Source organism: Pseudoalteromonas sp. Angola-4 (assembly GCF_028599265.1).
GTDB lineage: Bacteria > Pseudomonadota > Gammaproteobacteria > Enterobacterales > Alteromonadaceae > Pseudoalteromonas > Pseudoalteromonas atlantica.
Map to the genome: position 1 here is coordinate 23948 of NZ_JAQREK010000020.1, position 20702 is coordinate 44649.

Consider the following 20702-nt stretch of genomic DNA (forward strand, 5'->3'; position numbering starts at 1 on the left):
TTAATCAACACTCTTTAAACTAGAGCGCATAATAATTAAAAATGTGGGTTAAATTTGTGCGTGTAGTATTAAGTATTTTTGTGTTTATGCTTTATAGCGCCATGTGCAACGCACAGACCATTACCTTTGTAGCAGAAGATCTCCCGCCTTATCATTTTATAAATGAAAATAACGAACCCGACGGCGCATTAGTCGATTTAGCCAAAACCACCATTAAACACACAAAGCTATCCGCCAAGTTTGAAATAATTCCTATGGCGCGTATTTTTACAATGCTTGAAAACAACCCAAATGCAATTGCGTTGTCTCTTTTAAAAACCCCTATTAGAGCAAGGCAATACACCTGGCTAGGTGAGTCATACTTTGCCGATGCTTATTTAGTTAGCTTAAAAAACCGTACTGATGAAGTTACCCACCTTAATCACGCAAAATTTTACCAAGTGGCCACAATACGTGGCTATTCAAGTGCCACCTATTTGAAAAACGCCGGTTTTACCGAAGACAAAAACCTAGTTCTTGTAAGCTACTATCAGCAACTGTGGCAAATGCTTTATAAAAAACGCATCGACTTTGTACTAACCAACACACTTACGTTAAATAACGAGCTAAAGCACTCAGGCCTAAATCCCAATTTAATAACTAAGCGAATTCATTTAACCGACTACCCTTCAAAATTATATTTTAGTGCCAACAAAACCCTAGATAAACACACCGCAAGCGCTATTAGCTATGCACTTAACACGCTAAAAGAAAACGGCGAATATCAGGCTATTTTAAACAAGTGGCAGCTACCGCTTCCGGCTACTGCCAACAAGTTGTAATAAACAGGGTCTATAATTTTAGCAACGCAAACACTGCTAGTTGGCTATGCGAACAATTAAAACACCTCAGGGTATAAAACTCAGTTACCAAGACGAAGGCGATAAAAAAGCCCCCGCAATCATACTTATTATGGGTTTAGGCGCACAAATGACCGTGTGGCCGGACTCGCTTTACTACACCTTAGTAAAAAAAGGGTTTAGGGTTATACGCTTTGATAACCGCGACACTGGCCTATCTACCCATTTAGAGCATCACCCTAGCCCGAGTTTATTTAAATCGTGGTTAAGTAAACGCCTGCCTATACGCACGCAAACGCCCTATTTACTTGATGATATGGCAAACGATGTATTAGCGCTTATGGCGGCGCTTAAAATAAAAAAAGCGCATTTTGTAGGTGCTTCTATGGGCGGTATGATTGCTCAGCTAATTGCAGCTCAACATAAAAAAAAGGTGCTAAGTTTAACCACTATTATGTCAAGCTCTAGCCTGCCAAGGCTGAGTGCCAAAAGCATTGGCGTATTTATAAAGCTTGCCAAATTAAAGCCCAAAACATCCAGCCGTGATGAGGCAATAAACTACAACATTAAACTTAACCAACTTATTGGCAGCCCCGCTTACCCTCAATCAGAAGACGCACTTCGCCATCATGCAACGCAAATTGTAGAGCGCGCGCATAATCCAAGTGGCTACAAACGCCAACTTATTGCTATGGCCGCGAGTAAAGACAGGCAACATTTAATTCGTAAAATTAAAACGCCTACTTTAGTAATTCACGGCAGCGACGATGTGGTAATACCCGTAAGTGCAGGCAAAAAAACGGCAAGCCTTATAAAAAAAGCCAAGCTAAGAGTAGTCCCTGGGATGGGCCATAACTTTGCGCCAGAACTTATGCCTCTTATGACAAAGTGGATAGTTAAGCATGTAAAAAAAGCGCAGCGCAAACACCTAAATAAAAAACGCAAAAAACAACAGCAACAAAAAACCACTTTGGTATAACCAAAAAGGCACTATAAAAACTACGAAAACAAAAAATTGGTAATGTTGATATTTTAAATTGGTATGTTAGATTAAAGTTAAGCGAAGTTAATATCGCTCATTTTTAATATCATCACACAGAGACAACAATGAAAAATCTAACATCTACTTTTAAACTCACAGCACTGGCTGCTGTTACCCCTTTGCTATTTATGGGCTGTGCCAGCACAAGTACACCTGTTGATAGTAATGTCGCAGTACCTGCGTCAAAATTTGATTTATCGCAATGGAAAATAAACGTACCTGTAGATCTCAATAACGATGGAAAAATAGATACCGTAGACGTAGAAGAGATCCAAAACTACGCGCACCCTGATTTTTTCTACCTTGATGATCAAGGTTATATGGTATTTACCTCGCCAAATAAAGCGCTTACCAGTGCCAATTCAACCAATACCCGCAGTGAACTAAGACAAATGATCCGCGGCACCAATACCAAAATAAAAACTAAAAATTCAAAGAATAACTTTGCCCTAGCTGTACACCCGCTATCGGAGCGCTTTGGCTCGGTAGGCGGAAAAATGGAAGCCACCCTCAAGGTGGATCATGTTGCACTTCGCGCTAACGATCCTAATAAAAAAGCCGCTTACTCTGTGGTGGTAGGGCAAATTCACGCAGGTAAAGATCAAGCCCTAATAGATACAAAACTGGGTTTTGGCTGGGGTAACGAACCGCTTAAAATTTATTATAAAAAATGGCCTGACCATAAAACCGGATCTGTTTTTTGGAACTACGAACGTAACTTACCAAAAAAAGATCCTAACCGTACCGACATTACATACCCTGTGTGGGGTAACACCTGGGAAAACTCGGACGATCCCGGTGCGACAGGCATAGCGCTTGGCGAAGACTTTAGTTACACAGTAAACGTGCATAAAAACATGATGTACTTAACCTTTAGCGCCCAAGGTAAAAAAGACGTTAACTACGCAATTAACTTAGGCAATAACGTAGATGCCTATGGCAAGGTAGATGATAAAGATCACCCTAATGGCTATGCTGCCGATTGGCATTACTTTAAAGCGGGTGCTTATAACCAATGTAGCACCAAAAGCGCTAAAGGCATTTGGTACCCAGGTTGTTTAGGCACTGGCGATTGGGCCACCGACAAGCAAAATGGTGATTACGCCCAAGTGAGCTTTAAAAAATTAGTATTAAGCCCATCAACTAAGCCGTAAGCGTTGTTGTAGTTAAGTAGTTTTTAAGTGATGTAAACAGTGGCGATGGTAAATTATTAATGTCGCACCAGCGCCACTGCATACATTTATTTGGCTCGTTTAGCACAGGCTCGCCGCCCTCGTAATCGGCTTTTACATATAAAGTAATGTAGTGTTTATTCTCAGCACTAAAAATATCGTTAGTAAAATCAAGCTTGGTAATTTTACTCACATTTAGCCCTGTTTCCTCAAATACCTCGCGTATTGCGCACTGCTCAACACTTTCACCAAATTCTAAATGTCCACCAGGCGTTGCCCATGTATTTGCACCATGCGACCCTATTCGCTCACCTAATAAAATAATGTTTTGGCGCATTATAATAACCGCAACCCCTACTCTTACTACGTTACTCATATTGTATTTTCTCTTATTTTAATTGCGCGCCATGCTGAGCCACACGCTTTGTATTGTCAATTTTGTATTTTAAAACCCAAAGTGTTGTTTAACTTTTAGCCGACCATAGTCGAATACCTATCGGTTAAAAAAAAGCCTACCTTTTGTAAGGTCTCTCACACACATTTAGTATTAGGAGCCCATTATGTTAGGCCCATATAAACAACAATACGAAAGCTTTAAACAAAACCCAGCACAATTTTGGCTTGAACAAGCAAAGCGCCTACCTTGGTATAAAAATCCTGAACACGCCTACACACAAGATACTGACGGCCTTTACCATTGGTTTGATGATGGCCAACTAAACACCAGCTTTTTAGCGCTCGACCAACACGTTATTGCCGGTTTTGGCGAGCAAACCGCGCTTATTTACGACTCCCCCGTTACCAACACGCAGCAGAAGTATAGCTACTACCAGCTACAGCAAGAGGTAGCTAAATTTGCCGGTGTAATGCAATCGTTAAGCGTTAGTAAAGGCGACCGCGTTGTTATTTATATGCCCATGATCCCCCAAGCTGTAATAGGTATGCTGGCCTGCGCCCGATTAGGCGCTATACACTCTGTGGTATTTGGTGGTTTTGCAGCGCATGAACTCGCCGTACGTATAGACGATGCTAAACCTAAACTCATACTGAGCGCTTCGTGCGGTGTAGAGGTAGATAGCGTAATAGAATATAAACCGCTGATTGATCACGCCATAGATCTTGCCAATCATAAAATAGATCACTGCGTTATTTACCAGCGCGAACAAGTAGCTGCCACGCTTATCCCCACAAGAGATATTAACTGGGATGAGGCAATGCAAACAGCCACTGCAGTAGAGCCAGTACCTGTAAGTGGGCGTGATCCTCTTTATATTTTATATACCTCAGGCACCACAGGTACGCCTAAAGGCGTAGTGCGTGAAAACGGCGGCCATGGTGTTGCTATGCACTACAGCATGGAAACCGTTTACGGCATGCAGCCCGGCGACGTATTTTGGGCTGCCTCAGATATAGGCTGGGTCGTTGGGCACTCCTACATAGTGTATGCCCCGCTAATTTATCGCTGTACAACAGTGTTGTTTGAAGGCAAACCAGTTCGCACACCTGATGCCAGTGCATTTTGGCGAGTAGTAGAGCAGTACCAAGTAAATGCATTATTTACAGCGCCCACTGCGTTTAGAGCCATCAAAAAAGAAGACCCAAATGCAGAGGGCTTTAAGCAGTACAACACCAGTAGTTTAAAACGACTATTTTTAGCTGGCGAGCGGCTCGACCCGCCAACGTACAACTGGCTAAAAGAAAAAACCAACCTGCCAATACTCGATCACTGGTGGCAAACAGAAACCGGCTGGGCCATTGCCTGTAACCCCGTAGGCATAGAAGAATTAGTAACAAAACCAGGTAGCTCTACCGTGCCAACCCCTGGGTTTGATGTGCAAATATTGAATATGCAAGGCGAGCAATGCGCACCAAACGAGCAAGGCGTGGTGGCTATAAAATTGCCGCTGCCGCCAGGTTGCTTACCCACCATTTGGCAAAACACAGCACGCTTTAAAACCGGTTATTTAACTCAGTACCCGGGGTATTATCTTTCCGGTGATGGTGGTTACATAGATGACGATGGCTACCTATTTATAATGGGCCGCACAGACGATGTTATAAACGTAGCAGGCCATAGGCTTTCAACCGGCGAAATGGAAGAAATAGTCGCATCCCACCCAGCCGTTGCAGAGTGCGCGGTGTTTGGGGTTACCGATACACTAAAAGGCCAATTACCGATGGCCATGATCGTACTTAAAAACGACTTTACCGGCTCCCCTACCGATGTAGAGCAAGAGCTTGTGCAAACAGTACGCAACCAAATAGGCGCTATAGCGTGCCTTAAAACGATAGTAAGCGTAGAGCGATTACCAAAAACTCGTTCAGGTAAAATACTACGCAAAAATTTACGTCAACTGGTCGATGGCGACGAACTACAAATTCCTTCAACCATAGACGATGCCGGTATTTTTGAAGAAATAAACCAGCAGCTCACCCTGCGTTAAATCCAACCTAACAAAGCCATTTTATATTTAAAATAAAATGGCTTTTACTTTGACTGAAATTTTATACTCATTAGCACTTTCCTACTTAATGCTAGGGTCTGTTGATCTTTTAAGGTTAAATTTGCAGCTGTCTGTTTGGTATTTAGGCAAGGCAGAGCCTATATAGTGTGGTTGTTCCCCACAAATAGGCGATAACGTAGCATTAATGCCAAACAGGCGCTGCCCAAAGGGTTCTTCCTAGGGGCTATTTACTCTTTGTTGCCTACATGGATGTAGGTAAAGGGCGTGAGCAGGACGCGGAAGCTTTGCTCGGCTTTTACTTAGCCCACTAGGTTACAAACCTCGCGCCGCGATTAAATAGCCCCTAGTTTGAACAAATTTTAATCCGCAAAGGTCAACAGACCCTTAGAACATTAAACAGGATTGTGCATGCTTCGCTTATTACAAACACTACTTGCCACCAGCCTACTATTTACAGGTTTTATGGCGCAAAGTTACGAAATTGAAGATTTAGGCGATGGCCTCCACCGCTTTATTGACGACAGACACCGCTCGGTATTTTTAATCACCCCACAAGGTGCAATAGTTACCGACCCACTTAATAAAAAAGCCGCCACTTGGTTAAAGGAGCAAATTAAAACTCGCTATAACGTACCCGTTAAATACGTTGTATACAGCCATAATCACAGCGACCATATTTACGGCGCAGAGGTATTTAAAAGCCCGCACACAACCTTTGTTGCGCACAAACTTACCGCGCAAGATATTAAAAACACGAAAATAAAAACGGTTATGCCTAACCTTACTTTTGATGATGAACTAATACTTAGCCTTGGCGGCTCAACCTTAAAACTTAACTACCACGGCCCTAACGATGGCCGAGGCTCAGTAAGTATGCTGTTCGAAAAACAAAAAACACTATTTGTGGTCGACTGGATAGTCATTGGCAGAATGCCATGGCAAAAACTGTGGAGCTACGATATTCAAGGTATGATTAATTCAACCCAAGCGGTATTAAATTACGACTTTAATACCTTTGTGGGCGGCCATGCCGATATGGGTAATAAAGCCGATGTAGCACGTTACTTACGCTATATAGAGAAGCTTTACAGCCAAGTAACCGCAGGCGCACTTGCAGGGCAAAGCCTAGAGCAAATAAAACAAAACGTTAAGCTCGATGAATTTTCAGATTTAAAGCAATATAAAGCATGGCTGCCACTTAATATTGAGGGCGTATACGAGCGCCTTATGGAAGAGTCGGGCATGGGCTGGCGCAGCGATTTATAAATTGTATGTGTATGCATTTATAGCTTAAATACAAGTGCATACGTATTCACATTGAATTAACAACGCAAGCTTGTGATAGTGCACTTTTTGTATGCTAAGGCGCCACCATGAAATTAGTTGCTTTACTGTTTAGCTTATCAATATTTGTAGTGCATACCAGCTATGCAAATACGCCCACAGTGCAAGTAAGCAAGGGCCACATTGAGGTGATCGACAATATAGAATCACAGTTTGTAAAAAACCGTTTTTTAAATGTATGGCTACCGCCAGGTTACAACAAAAACACCACCTACGATGTACTTTACATGCACGATGGCCGCATGCTGTTTGACGCCAATAGCACATGGAACAAACAAGAATGGCGCGTAGATGAAGTAGCCGGCTCATTAATAGAGCAAGGCAAAGTACGCCCATTTATTGTGGTAGGCATTCCAAACGCCGTTGAAAACCGCCACAGCGAATACTACCCACAACAACCGTTTGAGGCCTTGAGCAAACAAAAGCAAAATGCCCTATACCAGTTAGAAAAATACCCAGGCCACAAATTATTTGCCTCTAAGGTGTACTCAGACAACTACTCACGCTTTTTAGTTAAAGAAGTTATTCCTTATATAGAGTCTAACTACAACGTAAATAAAGGCGCGCAGCATCGCTATATTGGTGGCTCTAGCATGGGTGGGCTTATATCGTGGTATACACTACTTAATTATCCTAACGAATTTACAGGCGCTATTTGTATGTCGACCCACTGGCCAGGTATTTTTAGCCACGACGACGAAGTATTTGCCGAGTTTAAAAATTACATTGCCAACAACATCGAAAAGCTGAGTAACCAAAAAGTGTATTTTGATTATGGCGACAGCACTTTAGATGCCATGTACCCTAGGCTACAAGCGCAAATTGATGATTTATTTATGGCGCAACAATACCCAGCAAAGCTATGGCAAAGCCAGTATTTCCCGGGGGAAGATCACACCGAAAACGCGTGGGCAAAACGCTTACACATTCCCCTTGAGTTTATGTTTAGAAAAACCAAGCAAGCTGCCCCCGAATAATCATTTACAAGTATTATCCTATCAGCAATCACAAAAAAGCGGCTTAACGTTTACTACGTTAAGCCGCTTTTTTAATAGACTTTTAAACCTAATTAACCAAATAACTAACTAAAATCGACCACCACTTCATAGCGCCCTGGCATGTCGTTTACATCGTAAACCCAGCCGTGGCGTTTAATTATTTTTTCGCTTAATTGCAGGCCTAGTCCGTACCCTATGCTGGCGTGTTTTGCTGAAGGCGAGATCCCTTTAGGGGCATCGTCCTGCTTACTACAATTAACAATAGTGACTTTACTGCCTTGCTGCGTAATGTGTACCTGTCCAAATTGGGTATGTTGGTAGGCATTACGAATTAAATTAGTCAGTACAATGTGGCACGCAGTAGCATCGGTTGTAATAACGCTCTCTTGTTGGGTGTTTAAAACCACCTCAACGTGCTTCGCATTAAGCAGGTAATTAAGCTCGTTACTCAGGGTCGTTATTTTATCACTAAGGTTTAGCGGTTCTGGACTACTTTGCTGATCTTCGTTGCGGCTTAGCCATAATAACGTATCGGTTAAATCGCTCATGGTTAAACCGGCACGCTCTATACGCTCAAGTGTAAGCTGTTGTTTATCACTTAACGGGGCTTTTTCGCTCAGCCGATTGAGTAGCTCAACGTTACTGCAAATAACCGAAATTGGCGTACGCAGCTCGTGGCTGGCATAGCTTAAAAAGCGCTGCTCACGCTCTACGCTTTCATTCGCGGAAAGCAAGCTGCTGCGTATTAATGTGGCTAAAGTATTTAGTTCGTTATATGTAAAATCAGGCGGTGTTTGCTGCAGATTAGTTTGGTTTAACGATTTAGCCCAACCCCTTAACGACTCCACTGGCTTGGCTATTTTTTTCATTACCATAAACAAAAAAAACGCAAATAACACAATGGCCGCAATGCCTGTAATGGCAATCCATAGCATGCGTTGTTCCGGCTCTATATTAGCGAGTAATTGGGGTTTGTCTTTTTCGAGCATAATGCGCGATATATAACGCGGCTCGCCTTCGGGGCTTGGATAATACACCACAAAAAATAAATTTTGCGGCATAGAAAACATCGATGGCCTGTCTTTTTTTTTATGTAAAAGCCCCACCTCTGTTGGTTTTTTAAAACGCTGCTGAATTGACGCAGGCATGTCTTCCCAGCGGCTTGCTATATTAAAGCCCACCAGCTCTTTTGTTTCCCCAGGCTTTACTTCTGTGGTTTGCGAAAGCTTTAACATCACCCCATTTAAGCCTTTATCTAGCCCATCAATAAAGTAATTTACACTTAAAAACGAAAAGCCAATGGCCATAGCAGAGCTAAGCACCACCATACTGGCAAAAAAGTAGAGCCTTAAACTAGGCCTTATTTTCATTGTGGTTGCCCTTCATTTGCTGTTATTGCAAAGCCCACACTAGGTATCGTTTCAAGTGTAACTTGGTGTGTGGTGGCTTCTAATTGCTTACGTAAATGATGCACATGCACTTTTAAACTGTTGCTGTCGGGCTGCTCTTCGCCCCATATAGCTTGCATAATAGCGCTGCGCGTAACAGGCTGCGGCGCATGGCGTACTAAGGTTTCTAGCAATTTAAATGCAATGGGCGATAACTTTAATGTTTGCCCCTCTACATCGGCACTTCGCTTTGCTAAATCTAAATTTAAATTAGCTAAGGTGAGGCGTTTTGCCTCACCACTTTTGCGCTTTGCCAGCACTTGTACCCGCGCTACTAGCTCTTTCATGGCGAAGGGTTTTACTAAATAGTCGTCGCTACCGGCGGCAAAGCCCTCAAGTTTATTATCGAGGCTATCGCGTGCGGTCAACATTAATACCGGAATATCTTTACCTTGTTCACGCAATGTTTTGCACATTGTTAAGCCGTCCATTTTGGGCATGTTTACATCTAAAATAATCATCTGATAATCATTAATTTGCAGTAAATTTAAGCCCAAAACGCCGTTGCTTGCATGGTCACACTCAATGTCTTCTATATCGAGGTAATCAACAATTGTTGTTGCCAGGTCTATGTCGTCTTCAACCAGTAGTACGTTTATCATTAAGAGGCAGCTCCTTGGGTGCGTTTACCACTTAAAAAGTCTAACACATTGGCAAGTAAGCGCTTAATGTCTATTTGAATCATTAATAATGCCGGAATAAGGATTAATGTAATAACTGTGGCAAACAAAATACCATAACCAAGTGATGCCGCAGCAGGGATTAAAAACTGTGCCTGCATTGAGGTTTCGCTTAATAACGGCACTAAGCCCGCATAGGTTGTAATTGAGGTAAGCATTACCGCGCGCAGGCGGCTTGTACACGACTCTACAATGGCATCGTGCGTGCTCATGCCTTCATCTTTTACCAGCTCGTTAAAGCGCGATACCAATAATAGGCTGTCGTTTACAACCACCCCACTGAGCGCCAAAATACCATTTAAAGAAAGTATGCTGATGGTTAAGTCGTTCCACCAATGGCCTAAAATAGCCCCCACAATACCAAAGGGAATCGCCACCATAATCAACATAGGTTGAATGTACGATTTAAGCGGAATCGCCAGCAATACGTAAATAACTAATAACGCGGCTATAAACATAGTGGCCATTGAGCCTGTTGTTTCGTCTTGCTCTTCGGCTTCTCCGGCAAAGTGAATACTTAAGTTAGGAAATTGCGCGTTAAGCTCAGGTACTAAGTCGCGGCTTAAGTTAGCAACTAATTCGTTAGATGCCACAATGTTTTTATCTACTTGTGCGCTTAAGTAAATTGCACGTAGGCCATCAATGCGGGTTATTTCATCTTGCTGATATTCGCTACTTATATTGGCTACGTTAACCAAAGGTACTACGGTGCCATCGGGTAACCTAATACGCGATTGCATAATATCGGCTGGTGTTTTACGGGCGTTTTCTGGGTAACGCACACGTACTTTTACTTCGTCTTTATCGCGCTGGTAACGCTGTACAATTGCTCCACCAAAAGCTTGTAAAACCTGCTCTGATAGGCTCGCCGTATCCATACCTAAGGCGCGCCCTTGTGCATTTAAGGTAAATTTAAGCTGTGGCTGACCTGGGTTTAAATTATCGTCTATGCCATTAACACCAGCGGTATTTTGTAAGCGCTCTTTAAACAGTGCGCCTGCGGCCATTACAGTTTCGTCATCCCACGCTTTTAACTCTACTTTAAAGTTATCGACCATTTTACGTGTAGCCAATACTTGTAGCTTTTTACTGCCCTCTGGCATACCGGCAAGGCGCTGCCATTCTTGTGCAAATTCGCTTGCAGTAAAGTCGCCCTCGTTTAATAGCTCAACACTTACCGTACCGCTAGTATCGCTACTGCTCACTAATTGTAAGCTCGTTATTTCGCTCTCTTGCGAGTCAAACTTATCCATTAAATTTTGCTGGGCTTGTAGTGCACTTTGCTCAAGCGCTAACAAGTTTTTATTAGTTTGCCCATACGCTGCATCGTTTTGCATAACAAGTTCAGCGGTTACGGTATCGCCGGCAATACTTGGGAAAAAACCTACTTTTACCGCGCCCGTCATAGGCATACCAACAACCAGAATAAAAAAGGCCACAAATGCAGCAACAATGGCGTATCTAAATCGTAACGAGTATTCAATAACGCGGCGGTACACTTTATCGCTAAACCAAGTTAGGCCGCTGTCGGCGCCGTGCTGCACCTTTGACCACAAGCCACTAAGGCCCGACTTTAACTGGCGTTTAGTGCTTACGTGGGCTAAATGCGACGGTAAAATAAGTTTTGATTCAACAACCGAAAGCAACAAACAAATCGTCACTACGGTTGCAAACTGAGAGTAAATTTTACCTAAGTTGCCAGATACATTCGAAAGCGCAACAAACGCAGCTACCGTGGTTAATACCCCAAATAAGGTGGGTACAGCCACCTTCATGGTGCCTAAAATCGTGTTATTAAGGGTGTCGCCGTGTTTTTTGCGAGTGGTGTAAATACTCTCCCCCACAACCACGGCATCGTCGACCACAATCCCCAGCGCCATAATAAAACCAAAGGTGGTCATTTCATTTATGGTCAGTGCGGTGTAGCTGTCGGTCATAAAGTACAGCGTGCCAAAAAATACAAATGGCAAGCCACCTGCAACCCATAGCGCAACGCGTACATTTAAAAATATCGCTAAAATAACAAACACCATAATAATACCGGTTACGGCATTTTTAGTAAGCAGCGATAGGCGCTCGGTGATCATGGTGCTTTTGTCGTGCCAGCTTTCAAGCTCTACATTTTGCGGTAATAAGCCGCGCTCGTGCCATGTATCAATTACGCTTTGTGCTTGCTCAACTATGGTGGTTATATCGCTATTTTCATCCATTAAAATTTCAATGCCTACGGCATTTTGTTGGTTATAACGACTTAGTGAGTTGGTATCTTCTGCGAATGTGTCGGTAACGGTTGCTACATCACCTAATTTAATTTGTGTGCCTGATTGCGTTGTAAATAACACAATATTGGCAAAGTCGCGCTGCCAGTAAGCTTGGTCTGCCGCTTTTAGGCGCATAATTTTATTGCTATCGCGCAAGCTAGTAGAAAGCGGGCTCGATGATTCGTTGTTAATCACCTCGCTTACATCGCTAATAGTTAAACCGTAGGCTTGTAGTTTGCCTTCGTCGATTTCTACCGACATCATAGGGTCAAGCACGCCCGATTGCTCTACATCGCTAATGCCCGATTTAGCTAATAAATCGGCTTTTAGTTTTTCACCTAGGTTTTGCAACGTATGGCGGTCGGCATCACCAAATAATTGTAAAGTTAATGCGTGATCTTGCCTGCGCGCTTTGTCGATCACCGGCTCTTCGGCATCTGCCGGAAAGTTATTTATGGCATCAACTTGGTTTTTAACATCGGTGAGTAGCTCATCAAGCGAGTAATCGGTTTTTTTCTCAATGCTTACATGACTGCCGCTGGCATCGGATGTAGAGGTAATGCGCTTAATACCCGGTACGGTTTCAAGGGCTTCTTCTACTTTTAGGGCGATGCCTTCTTCTGCTTGTAAGGCATCGCCACTGTCGTAAACCACCGATACCGAAATAGTATCTGGCTCAAGGCTTGGAAACGCCTCTTTACGCAAAGTAGAAAGCGACATTATGCCCATTACTATTACGCTAATGAGTAATAAATTGGCGGCCACTGAGTTGTTAGCAAACCAGCTAATAATGCCGTGCAAAGGGTTAGTATTATTAGGTAATTGCGGTGCTTGATGCGGGCTCATTATGGCATCTCCTCAACAATTGGGTTTACTAACATATCGTTTAAGTAGCTTACGAGTGGGCGAGCCACCACACGTAAATTAGTGTGTCCTTCAATTGGAGAGATATAAACGTAATCACCGCGCTCAAATAGTTTTTGCGCTTGAATGCTCAATAACGTGTTTTGCTCGTTTACGTACCAAATTAAGCCCTCTTGCGATACTGCTGAGGCGGGTAATTTAATTACGTTGTTAAGCGCTTTGCCGGCAATTTGTACCGCTAAAAATGTACCTGGTAGCAATGGTGTTGCTTGCTCAAAAGGTTTGTCTAGCGCAACCACTACACTGCGCTGGCGTGAGCTATCGTCAAGATGCTGCTCAAAACGAGCAATGTAACCTTGCCACTGATTCTGTGTTGTTACATCGCTTAAAATAACCTCGCCCGACTTATTGCTTGCCAGGTTTTGCCATTGCCTTAATGAAAGCGGTACGCTAATTTCTACTTTGTCGGTGCTGTTTAATGTAGCCAGTGTATCGCCGATGCTTACGTAAGTGCCTAAATCTACATCGCGCGATAAAATAACAGCATCAAACGGCGCACTTATATGCGTGTTTTTTTCATCACGCTGCGCAGTTTGTAGTGCGTATTGGGCGTTATCGGCCGTTGCTTGGGCGGCTTCTAGCTGTAGCGTTCTAAATACTAAAGGTGAGCTTGGCGCTTGTGTTACGCCCGAGCGCTGCCATTCACGCTTTGCTTGGTTTCCTAAGTCTTGCTCTTCTTGTAGGGCAAGTTTGGCATCTGCTAATGTGGCTTTAGCGCTCGCAACTGCTTGTAAGTATTCGGTGTTATCTATTTGTGCAAGCACTTGGCCTTTTTTAACTACATTACCGGTAGCAAATTGCTCGCTCATATTGGTTATTTCGCCCTTAACTTGTGCTTTTAAGCTAAGAACCCAGTGCGCTTTAGCCTCACCGTGGCCACTAACATAGGCTTGATACGTACTTGGCACAGCGTTAATAACCGATACATTGGGTGCCACAGATTTAGCCGGCTCAGGCTTTGGGCCATTTGCTTGCTGCACCATTTTTTGGCCGTTATATGAAATAGCAAGCCCTATACAAACAATGGCAACAAGAGTTACAACAACAGGTACTGGCGAAATTTTCATGACGATACTCCAAGGCCCAAGGCAAGGCCTAAATCTATACGGTTAGTTAAAAGGGTGTAATTTATTTGACTAAGCTGAGCTTGTAGGTCGTACACCTGCTGCTGCACAGTGAGTAGGTCTAAAATATCAACCAAACCTTGCTGGTATTTGCTTTGGTAGTTGCTATAACTGCGCTTAGCACTGGCAAGTGCTTTACTAATTTGTAGCTGCTGCTGTGTTAATGATTGCTCTTGGCCTAGTGCATTTTCTACTTCGTTTACGGCGCTAAGTAGCGTGTCTTGGTACTCCCAAAACGCTTGTTCGGCATTTAATTTTGCAATATCAACTTGTGCACGAAGTGCCCCGCCTTGAAACAACGGCGCACTTAAACTGCCTAGTAAGTTCCATACTGGGCTGGTTAATAATGCTTGGCTGGGTGTAGTTGCTAAATCGCTAAGCGATGCCGAAAGCGTAATGCTTGGCAGTAAATCTTTGTAAGCTACATCCACTAAATAACGTTTAGATTGAATATTGTAATAGGCACTTTGTAAATCGGGGCGACGCGCTAAATCTTGCTCTGGTAGCGCGCTTAGCGGCTCAATTACCTCAGGTAAAACAGAGGTGGTAGGTAAGTTTTCAAGTTTATCAACGCCCACTAATAATACTAAAGCACGTTTAGCTTGCGCTATTTGCTCTTGGTAATCGGCAATAGTGGCTCGGGTTGAAGCGGTATTTGTACGCGCGGTATCAAGGGCTTCTAAATCACCTAAGCCGTATTGGTAACGCTCAACAATACTTTGCTCGTTATTTTCTAAAACCGTTAAGCGCTGCTGCTCTATGTTAAGTAAATCTTGCTGCAAAATAATGTTTAAATACGTGCGCATCACGCTGGCTACTAAGGTGTCTTTAGCGCCTTGGTAAGTGGCCTGATTACTGGCTATGGTCATGTCTTGCGCGGCTACGTTATCAGCAATTTTTTGCCATACGTCGGCCTCCCAGCTAACCCCTAGTGATGAGCTGTACTGTGTGCCAGTTGTTTCGTTGCGCTGAGCGTCAAAATCGGCATCTACACTAAACCACTGGCTTGCTGCGGTAACATCGCGCTGCGCATAAGCAAGTTTTAGCGCCACATGCACTTGGTTAAATGAAGGGTTATTTGCAACGGCTTGGTTAATAAGCGAATCAAGCCCCGCTATATTCACTAAATCAGTGATATAACTTACCTCGGTTGCATCATCTTGTGTGTATTGCCAATTTGCATGCTGCTTTAGCGATTGCTCGGTGCTATTACCTGTATAGCTTGGCTGGCTACTACACGCAGCAAGCGTGCAGCTAAGTGCAAGCAATAAAACCGTTGAGCGCTTTTTAAAATAAACCATTTAACTGTGCCTAATTTACATCATTACACACAGTGTATTAGGGCAAGGGTTAAGGATGGGTTAAAAGGGGTTAACTAAAAACCTCAGTGAAGTATTTTTCACTGAGGTAGTAATATTTAAAGTGAGCGCGAGTAGCTTAGCGATATAAAATCGAGGCCTGGGTTGGGCTTTTTAATACCAGCGTTTGAATAATGAAAATACTTAAGTGACACGCTATGTTGCTCAGCCTCACCAAATTTCATAGCAATGCCTAGGCGGTCTTCAAACTGGTAATGTGTGCTTATGTTTTTTCCCGCAAATTTGGTGTCATCTAATAAGCTTAAACCAATACCAAACTCGGCAAAAACGCGGTTCCCAGCAATACTGCCAATAGGATAAAAAATAACAGGTGAAAGCGATAAGCCTAAATTAGCGTCGTAGCGTTTTGGGTCATCGTATTCAAAAAAGTTGGCATTGGCTTCTAGGTAAATCTCTAGCTCTTCAAAGCCTTCTATTTGATAATCTAAGGCATTTTGATAAGCCACCTTAATCCCTCGCACGTCTCCTTCACCTTGAATATAGCTCATCGAAAAGTAATCTTGTGCAGCCGTTGCAGCGCCTGCGTATAGCGTTATAGCTATTAAAAACAATTTATAAAGTTTCATGTTATTCACCTCAAGCAGCTCTATTTTTATTGCAATTGCTTGACCTAAACACAGCAAATTTAGCTGCTCTAGATTAAGCAATGATTCAATGAGGTGCATACTAATTGCATTTAACTATTTTGATAATTGCAATTTAAGTGGAATAACTTTCTTCAATATATTGATAATTAAACAGTGCTTGAGCGCACGCTAACGTGTGGTGTTAACCGCTTATATTGCTGCTTAAAAAGCTGCCAACCCACAATACCCGACAAGGTATTACCGCATGCCATACCGATAAATAACCCTGTTAAACCGTAAAAATACGAGCCTAACCAAAGTAGTGGTAAGTAACACAAAAATAGCCGCAATATGGAGATAAATAAGGCCGTGGTCGCAAAGCCCAGCGCGTTACATACCGATACCGTGATCATACATACACCCAAAGCCGCGTAGCTCAGGGGCACAAATGCAAAGTAATCTGTTAGGTTAGCTACTATTTCACTATTATTGCTAAGCGCATTTGCAAGCGGGTTAGCCACACCTAGCATAATAACCGCTAATAAAATTTGTATGCCAATTACAAAACCGCACGCAAGTTTTACTACGCTTAATATTTGCCTAAGCTCGCCCCGCCCTTTTAAATTTCCAACAATGGGGGGCAGCGCCATGGTAAGCGCTAAAATTAAAATAATCGCAATATATTCAATACGGTTTGCAAGCCCCCAAGCTGCTACAGCAAACCCATCATACGCGGCAATCAGTGCCGTTACTATCATGGCTGAAATAGGCGGAATAAACTGTGAAAGTAAAGCCGGCGCCATCATTTTTGCAATGGCTTTTATTGCCTGCTCGGTGCGGTTTTTTAAAACGTCAAAGGTTACAAGTTCTCGTTTAATAAGCGTGTAAAACACCACTGCTAAGCCTATTGCAAAAGCAACACAGCTTGCCCATGCAGCACCCGCTAAACCCATATCAAAGGTAAACATAAACAATGGATCGAGCGCTATATTTAACACGCTGGTTAGCACCATAATTCGCCCGGGCAATAAGGTTTCGTTATGGGCACGGCAAATACTGTAACCAAAATAAAGCAGCGCTCCAAGCCAGCAGCTTATTAACCAAGGCAACCAGTAAAGCTCAGTTAAATTAAATAACGAAGGCGTTGCACCCAGCGCTAAAATTATAGGCTGCTGAAAAAGCCACAACGCCAAGCACAATAGCGTTACTATTACGGTGCCAATAAGTACGATTAAACTACCTAAGTAGCGTGCGTAGTTAACTTTATTTTCCCCAAGTGCAGTAGAAATGGTCGCAGTTGCCGCAATACCTAAGCCTACTTGTACTCCCACAATTACCTGAAAAATAGCAATACTAAAGGCAACTACAGCGAGAGGCTCAGCGCCTAGCTTAGCAATAAAAATACTATCAACCAGCTGGCTTCCCATAATAGAAAACAAGCCAACCAACATAGGCCAGGTTTGCTTAAATAAATACTTTAAAAGTAATGATGTATTACGGCTCATAAGGCAGGCTCACTCTAAACTTAAAAATTTAAACGAGAAAAATACCGAAAAAAAAGGCGCTTATAGTAAGCGCCACAGGAAAAGTCACAATGAATAAGCTGCTAGTATATTTACACAACTAAGTATTGATAATATAGTTGTTTAAATAATCAGTTTATTGAAAAATTTGATAATGAACATTGCCCATTTAAATCTGTTTGTCAGAATCGCAACAACACATAATATTAGCTTAGCTGGCAAGGAGTTAGGTTTGTCGGCTGCGGTTTCTAGCGCCCAAATGAATAAGCTTGAAGAAACGCTCGGCGTTAAACTTATTCATCGTACAACCCGAAAAGTATCGCTAACCGAAGAGGGGCAAGCTTTTTTACCCCACGCCGAGGAAGTGCTTGCCAATGTTGAAATGGCACGCGCCTCGGTAGGTATTGGCAGCGTAACTCCACAAGGAAAATTGCGCATTACCGCCCCTGCTTCGTTCGGGCGTATGCATATTATTCCTGCATTGGCTGGATTTATTGAGCAATACCCCGACCTGACAATTGATTTACGCTTAAGCGATAGCATTATTGATATGGTCGGCGGTGGTTTTGATATAGCAATACGCGACGCCGCATTAAACGACTCAACCCTTATAGCCCGAAAGGTTGCCCGTGATAAACGCTTAATTTGCGCATCGCCTAAGTACCTTGCTAAACACGGCACACCTAAAACACCACAAGATTTAAAAAATCATACCTGTGTTAATTTACATGGTTTAACTACGTGGTCGTTTATTACACCCGAGGGCACACAAAACATTAAAACCAATAACGTATTACAAGCTGATAACGGTGAAGCGGTGCGCGATGCGTGCGTGCAAGGCTTAGGTATTACGTTAATGTCGAGCTGGTGTGCCTATAAAAAACTACAAAGTGGTGAGCTGGTACAAATTTTACAAGACTACCCACTTGCTTCCGACACCGCTATTTGGAGTGTTTACCCAAGTTCGCGTTTATTAGCGCCAAAAGTAAGGGCCTTTATAGACTACTTTAGCGGCTACTTTGGTGACGAACCCTACTGGGAAAAAATATAAATATTTAACTGTAAAATATAAAAGCACAAACCTAGGTTTGTGCTTTTTGCGCTTTAAATATATGGAGCTTTATTGGTAAACCTTGGGCAAGTAAAAACAGCAGTTGCTAACTTGTACTTTTATACTTCGTATTTAATCGTGTAAGTTTATTAAATAACTTAATAACAACTCCCAATAATGTTAATTAAAAGCTAGCCATGCATCTCAAACATATCAATAACTCTTTTAAAACTTTCATTTTATTTGCACAATTTATTGCCATACTAAAACTTTCGTATATAAATCGTTTTGGGGTAAGTATGAGAACAATTAAACGAAGTCGTTTAAAAGCGCCTAGCGTTCACACTACAAAAACTAAGCTCGCATTTTGCCTGCTTAGTGCCACGGTACTTTTAACTGCATGTGGCGAGCAGATAAAAAGCGAAAGTACACCTGTCTCCCCAGAAACTAAAAGCGCTAAAAACACGCTTATAAATACCGATGAATTTAATATTAAAGCCATGGTAAAGCTGCCACAAACTGTTGAGTGTACGCTTGAAAACGGCTTACAAACTCAGTGTGCTCAAGTGGTTTTAAAATATCAGCCCGACAACATTGAAGTCGGCCCTTTTTGCCCAGAAACACTCGACGACGTAGGCGGAATTTGGGATTGGGATGGCACCGATGCGGGGCTATATAGGTTAGATAAAGCATTTTTAACCATGCTTAACGAGCAAGGTTTTACCTTTTACGATGAAGACGGCAAAGTGCATATTGTTGATAACGCGACCATTCGCCCAACAGTTGATCATGCATGTATTAATGTATCGGTAGATAAAAGCGTAGAAATTACCGCCCTTTTACCACTGCACCCTGTTATGTCTGAGCAAACAACAGCGCTGGGCACTGTATCTAAAGTGGGTATAGCGCTTGCGGGTGTGCCTATTTTTTCGGATGCGCCAAGTGTGCAACATACTGGGCATTTACCCGCGCTTGATACGTGCGCAGGTCATATTGATCCGGGCGGTTGGTACCACTACCACGGCACCGCTAGTGATATAGACAGCGTATATAAACACGAACATGTAAACGCTAACTGTAATAATTTAACGCAAAAGCCAAGCGCCCTATTTGGTTATGGCTTTGATGGCTACCCAATTTACGGAAGCCAAGAAATTGATGGTACATCCCCAACCGAGCTTGATAGCTGTAATGGCCACACAGGCCCCGTGGGTGAAAGCGGCATAGTTACTTACCACTACCATGCAAGTAATACATTCCCTAACTTACCTAAATGCTTAAAAGGTGTGGTTGCACAAAACAACTTTATGACCACAGCACAAGCAGGTGTAGGGGCTAAGCCACCTGAAGGCACTAAAATATCTCGCCATGAACCACCAGGTGGTGGCGGTCCAAAAGCGGGTGGCCCTAACGACGGCATGTCGCCACCGGGGTTTGCTGAGGCAGCTAACAAACTAGGCGTTAGCGAAAAAGTGCTTATGCAAGCAATGCAAAAAGCCGGCGGCCCTAATGCCGATTTAGCGGTTGTAGCAAAGGCACTTAATGTAACACCGGAGCAGCTAAAAGCCGCCTTACCAGAAAAACCTAAACGCTAATTAACCTGAACTCTGGTTAGAGATTTACTAACATATTGAACCATGGTGATATTTAAGTTTATTTTCTCTAGCCAGAGATTTTCAGTGAAAATAAGGCAAATTTACGCGTCAATAGCTTGCCTATTGCAAGTAAGTTAAACGCGGTTTGCACTGAAAATAGCTGCCCGAGATAGATTTATTATCCAAATTCAGGCTAATTATAAATTACGTCAAGTGTTAAAAGCACTTGCCGTAACAATTAGTTACGCAAATTATAGCCTATAAAAGTTCCTAAAATCGTCAAAAATGTGA

The 20702-nt window shown here is 42.8% G+C and carries 16 protein-coding genes; 8 read left to right on the forward strand and 8 right to left on the reverse strand.

Going from position 1 to position 20702, the window contains the following annotated elements; translation table 11 throughout:
- The first annotated feature begins 41 nt into the window (after positions 1–41).
- The 3 genes from PSH48_RS17960 (at position 42) to PSH48_RS17970 (ending at position 3035) form a co-directional block, all read left to right on the forward strand.
- The gene (locus PSH48_RS17960) at positions 42–821 is read left to right on the forward strand and encodes a substrate-binding periplasmic protein (RefSeq protein WP_273612015.1); all 780 of its coding nucleotides are present in this window, start codon (positions 42–44) and stop codon (positions 819–821) included.
- A gap of 46 nt (positions 822–867) precedes the next feature.
- Positions 868–1818, forward strand: coding sequence for an alpha/beta fold hydrolase (locus tag PSH48_RS17965; protein WP_273612016.1), 951 nt, complete (start codon positions 868–870; stop codon positions 1816–1818).
- Between the two features lie 128 nt (positions 1819–1946).
- Positions 1947–3035 (forward strand): polysaccharide lyase family 7 protein, encoded by a 1089-nt coding sequence (locus PSH48_RS17970; RefSeq protein ID WP_273612017.1) that lies wholly within the window; start codon positions 1947–1949, stop codon positions 3033–3035.
- On the opposite strand, the gene PSH48_RS17975 is transcribed toward PSH48_RS17970, so the two are convergent.
- Entirely contained in the window at positions 3025–3429 is a 405-nt protein-coding gene (locus PSH48_RS17975; RefSeq protein WP_273612018.1) for a nucleotide triphosphate diphosphatase NUDT15, read from the reverse strand. The two genes, PSH48_RS17970 and PSH48_RS17975, sit on opposite strands and share 11 nt — an antisense overlap.
- Before the next feature lie 184 nt (positions 3430–3613).
- Between PSH48_RS17975 and PSH48_RS17980 the strand changes: the two genes are divergently transcribed.
- From PSH48_RS17980 to PSH48_RS17990, 3 genes are all read left to right on the forward strand, one after another.
- Complete coding sequence (locus PSH48_RS17980) at positions 3614–5497, forward strand: AMP-binding protein (RefSeq protein ID WP_273612019.1); 1884 nt, start codon at positions 3614–3616, stop codon at positions 5495–5497.
- Between the two features lie 429 nt (positions 5498–5926).
- Entirely contained in the window at positions 5927–6784 is an 858-nt protein-coding gene (locus tag PSH48_RS17985) for an MBL fold metallo-hydrolase (protein WP_029772934.1), read from the forward strand.
- A 107-nt stretch (positions 6785–6891) separates the two neighbouring features.
- Positions 6892–7839, forward strand: a complete 948-nt coding sequence (locus PSH48_RS17990) for an alpha/beta hydrolase (protein WP_029772933.1) — start codon at positions 6892–6894, stop codon at positions 7837–7839.
- 104 nt (positions 7840–7943) lie between these two features.
- Here PSH48_RS17990 and PSH48_RS17995 read toward each other — a convergent pair whose 3' ends face one another.
- The 7 genes from PSH48_RS17995 to PSH48_RS18025 form a co-directional block, all read right to left on the reverse strand.
- Positions 7944–9230 (reverse strand): sensor histidine kinase, encoded by a 1287-nt coding sequence (locus tag PSH48_RS17995; protein ID WP_273612020.1) that lies wholly within the window; start codon positions 9228–9230, stop codon positions 7944–7946.
- Positions 9227–9910, reverse strand: coding sequence for a response regulator transcription factor (locus PSH48_RS18000; RefSeq protein WP_024033231.1), 684 nt, complete (start codon positions 9908–9910; stop codon positions 9227–9229). The genes PSH48_RS17995 and PSH48_RS18000 overlap by 4 nt, the downstream gene beginning before the upstream one ends.
- Positions 9910–13095, reverse strand: coding sequence for an efflux RND transporter permease subunit (locus PSH48_RS18005; RefSeq protein WP_273612021.1), 3186 nt, complete (start codon positions 13093–13095; stop codon positions 9910–9912). Before PSH48_RS18005 ends, PSH48_RS18000 begins: the two co-directional genes overlap by 1 nt.
- Complete coding sequence (locus PSH48_RS18010) at positions 13095–14240, reverse strand: efflux RND transporter periplasmic adaptor subunit (RefSeq protein ID WP_273612022.1); 1146 nt, start codon at positions 14238–14240, stop codon at positions 13095–13097. Before PSH48_RS18010 ends, PSH48_RS18005 begins: the two co-directional genes overlap by 1 nt.
- Positions 14237–15598 carry a TolC family protein gene (locus PSH48_RS18015; protein ID WP_029772928.1) on the reverse strand — a complete coding sequence of 454 codons (1362 nt, stop codon included), beginning with the start codon at positions 15596–15598 and terminating at the stop codon, positions 14237–14239. Before PSH48_RS18015 ends, PSH48_RS18010 begins: the two co-directional genes overlap by 4 nt.
- Positions 15599–15714: 116 nt before the next feature.
- Positions 15715–16242 carry an acyloxyacyl hydrolase gene (locus tag PSH48_RS18020; RefSeq protein ID WP_273612023.1) on the reverse strand — a complete coding sequence of 176 codons (528 nt, stop codon included), beginning with the start codon at positions 16240–16242 and terminating at the stop codon, positions 15715–15717.
- A 167-nt stretch (positions 16243–16409) separates the two neighbouring features.
- Positions 16410–17747 carry an MATE family efflux transporter gene (locus tag PSH48_RS18025; RefSeq protein ID WP_273612024.1) on the reverse strand — a complete coding sequence of 446 codons (1338 nt, stop codon included), beginning with the start codon at positions 17745–17747 and terminating at the stop codon, positions 16410–16412.
- Between the two features lie 172 nt (positions 17748–17919).
- On the opposite strand from PSH48_RS18025, the gene PSH48_RS18030 reads away from it, so the two are divergent.
- On the forward strand, positions 17920–18816 hold the full coding sequence (locus tag PSH48_RS18030; RefSeq protein ID WP_273612025.1) for a LysR family transcriptional regulator: 897 nt from the start codon (positions 17920–17922) through the stop codon (positions 18814–18816).
- A 197-nt stretch (positions 18817–19013) separates the two neighbouring features.
- Positions 19014–20411 carry a YHYH protein gene (locus PSH48_RS18035; protein WP_443197873.1) on the forward strand — a complete coding sequence of 466 codons (1398 nt, stop codon included), beginning with the start codon at positions 19014–19016 and terminating at the stop codon, positions 20409–20411.
- The last annotated feature ends 291 nt before the right edge of the window (positions 20412–20702 follow it).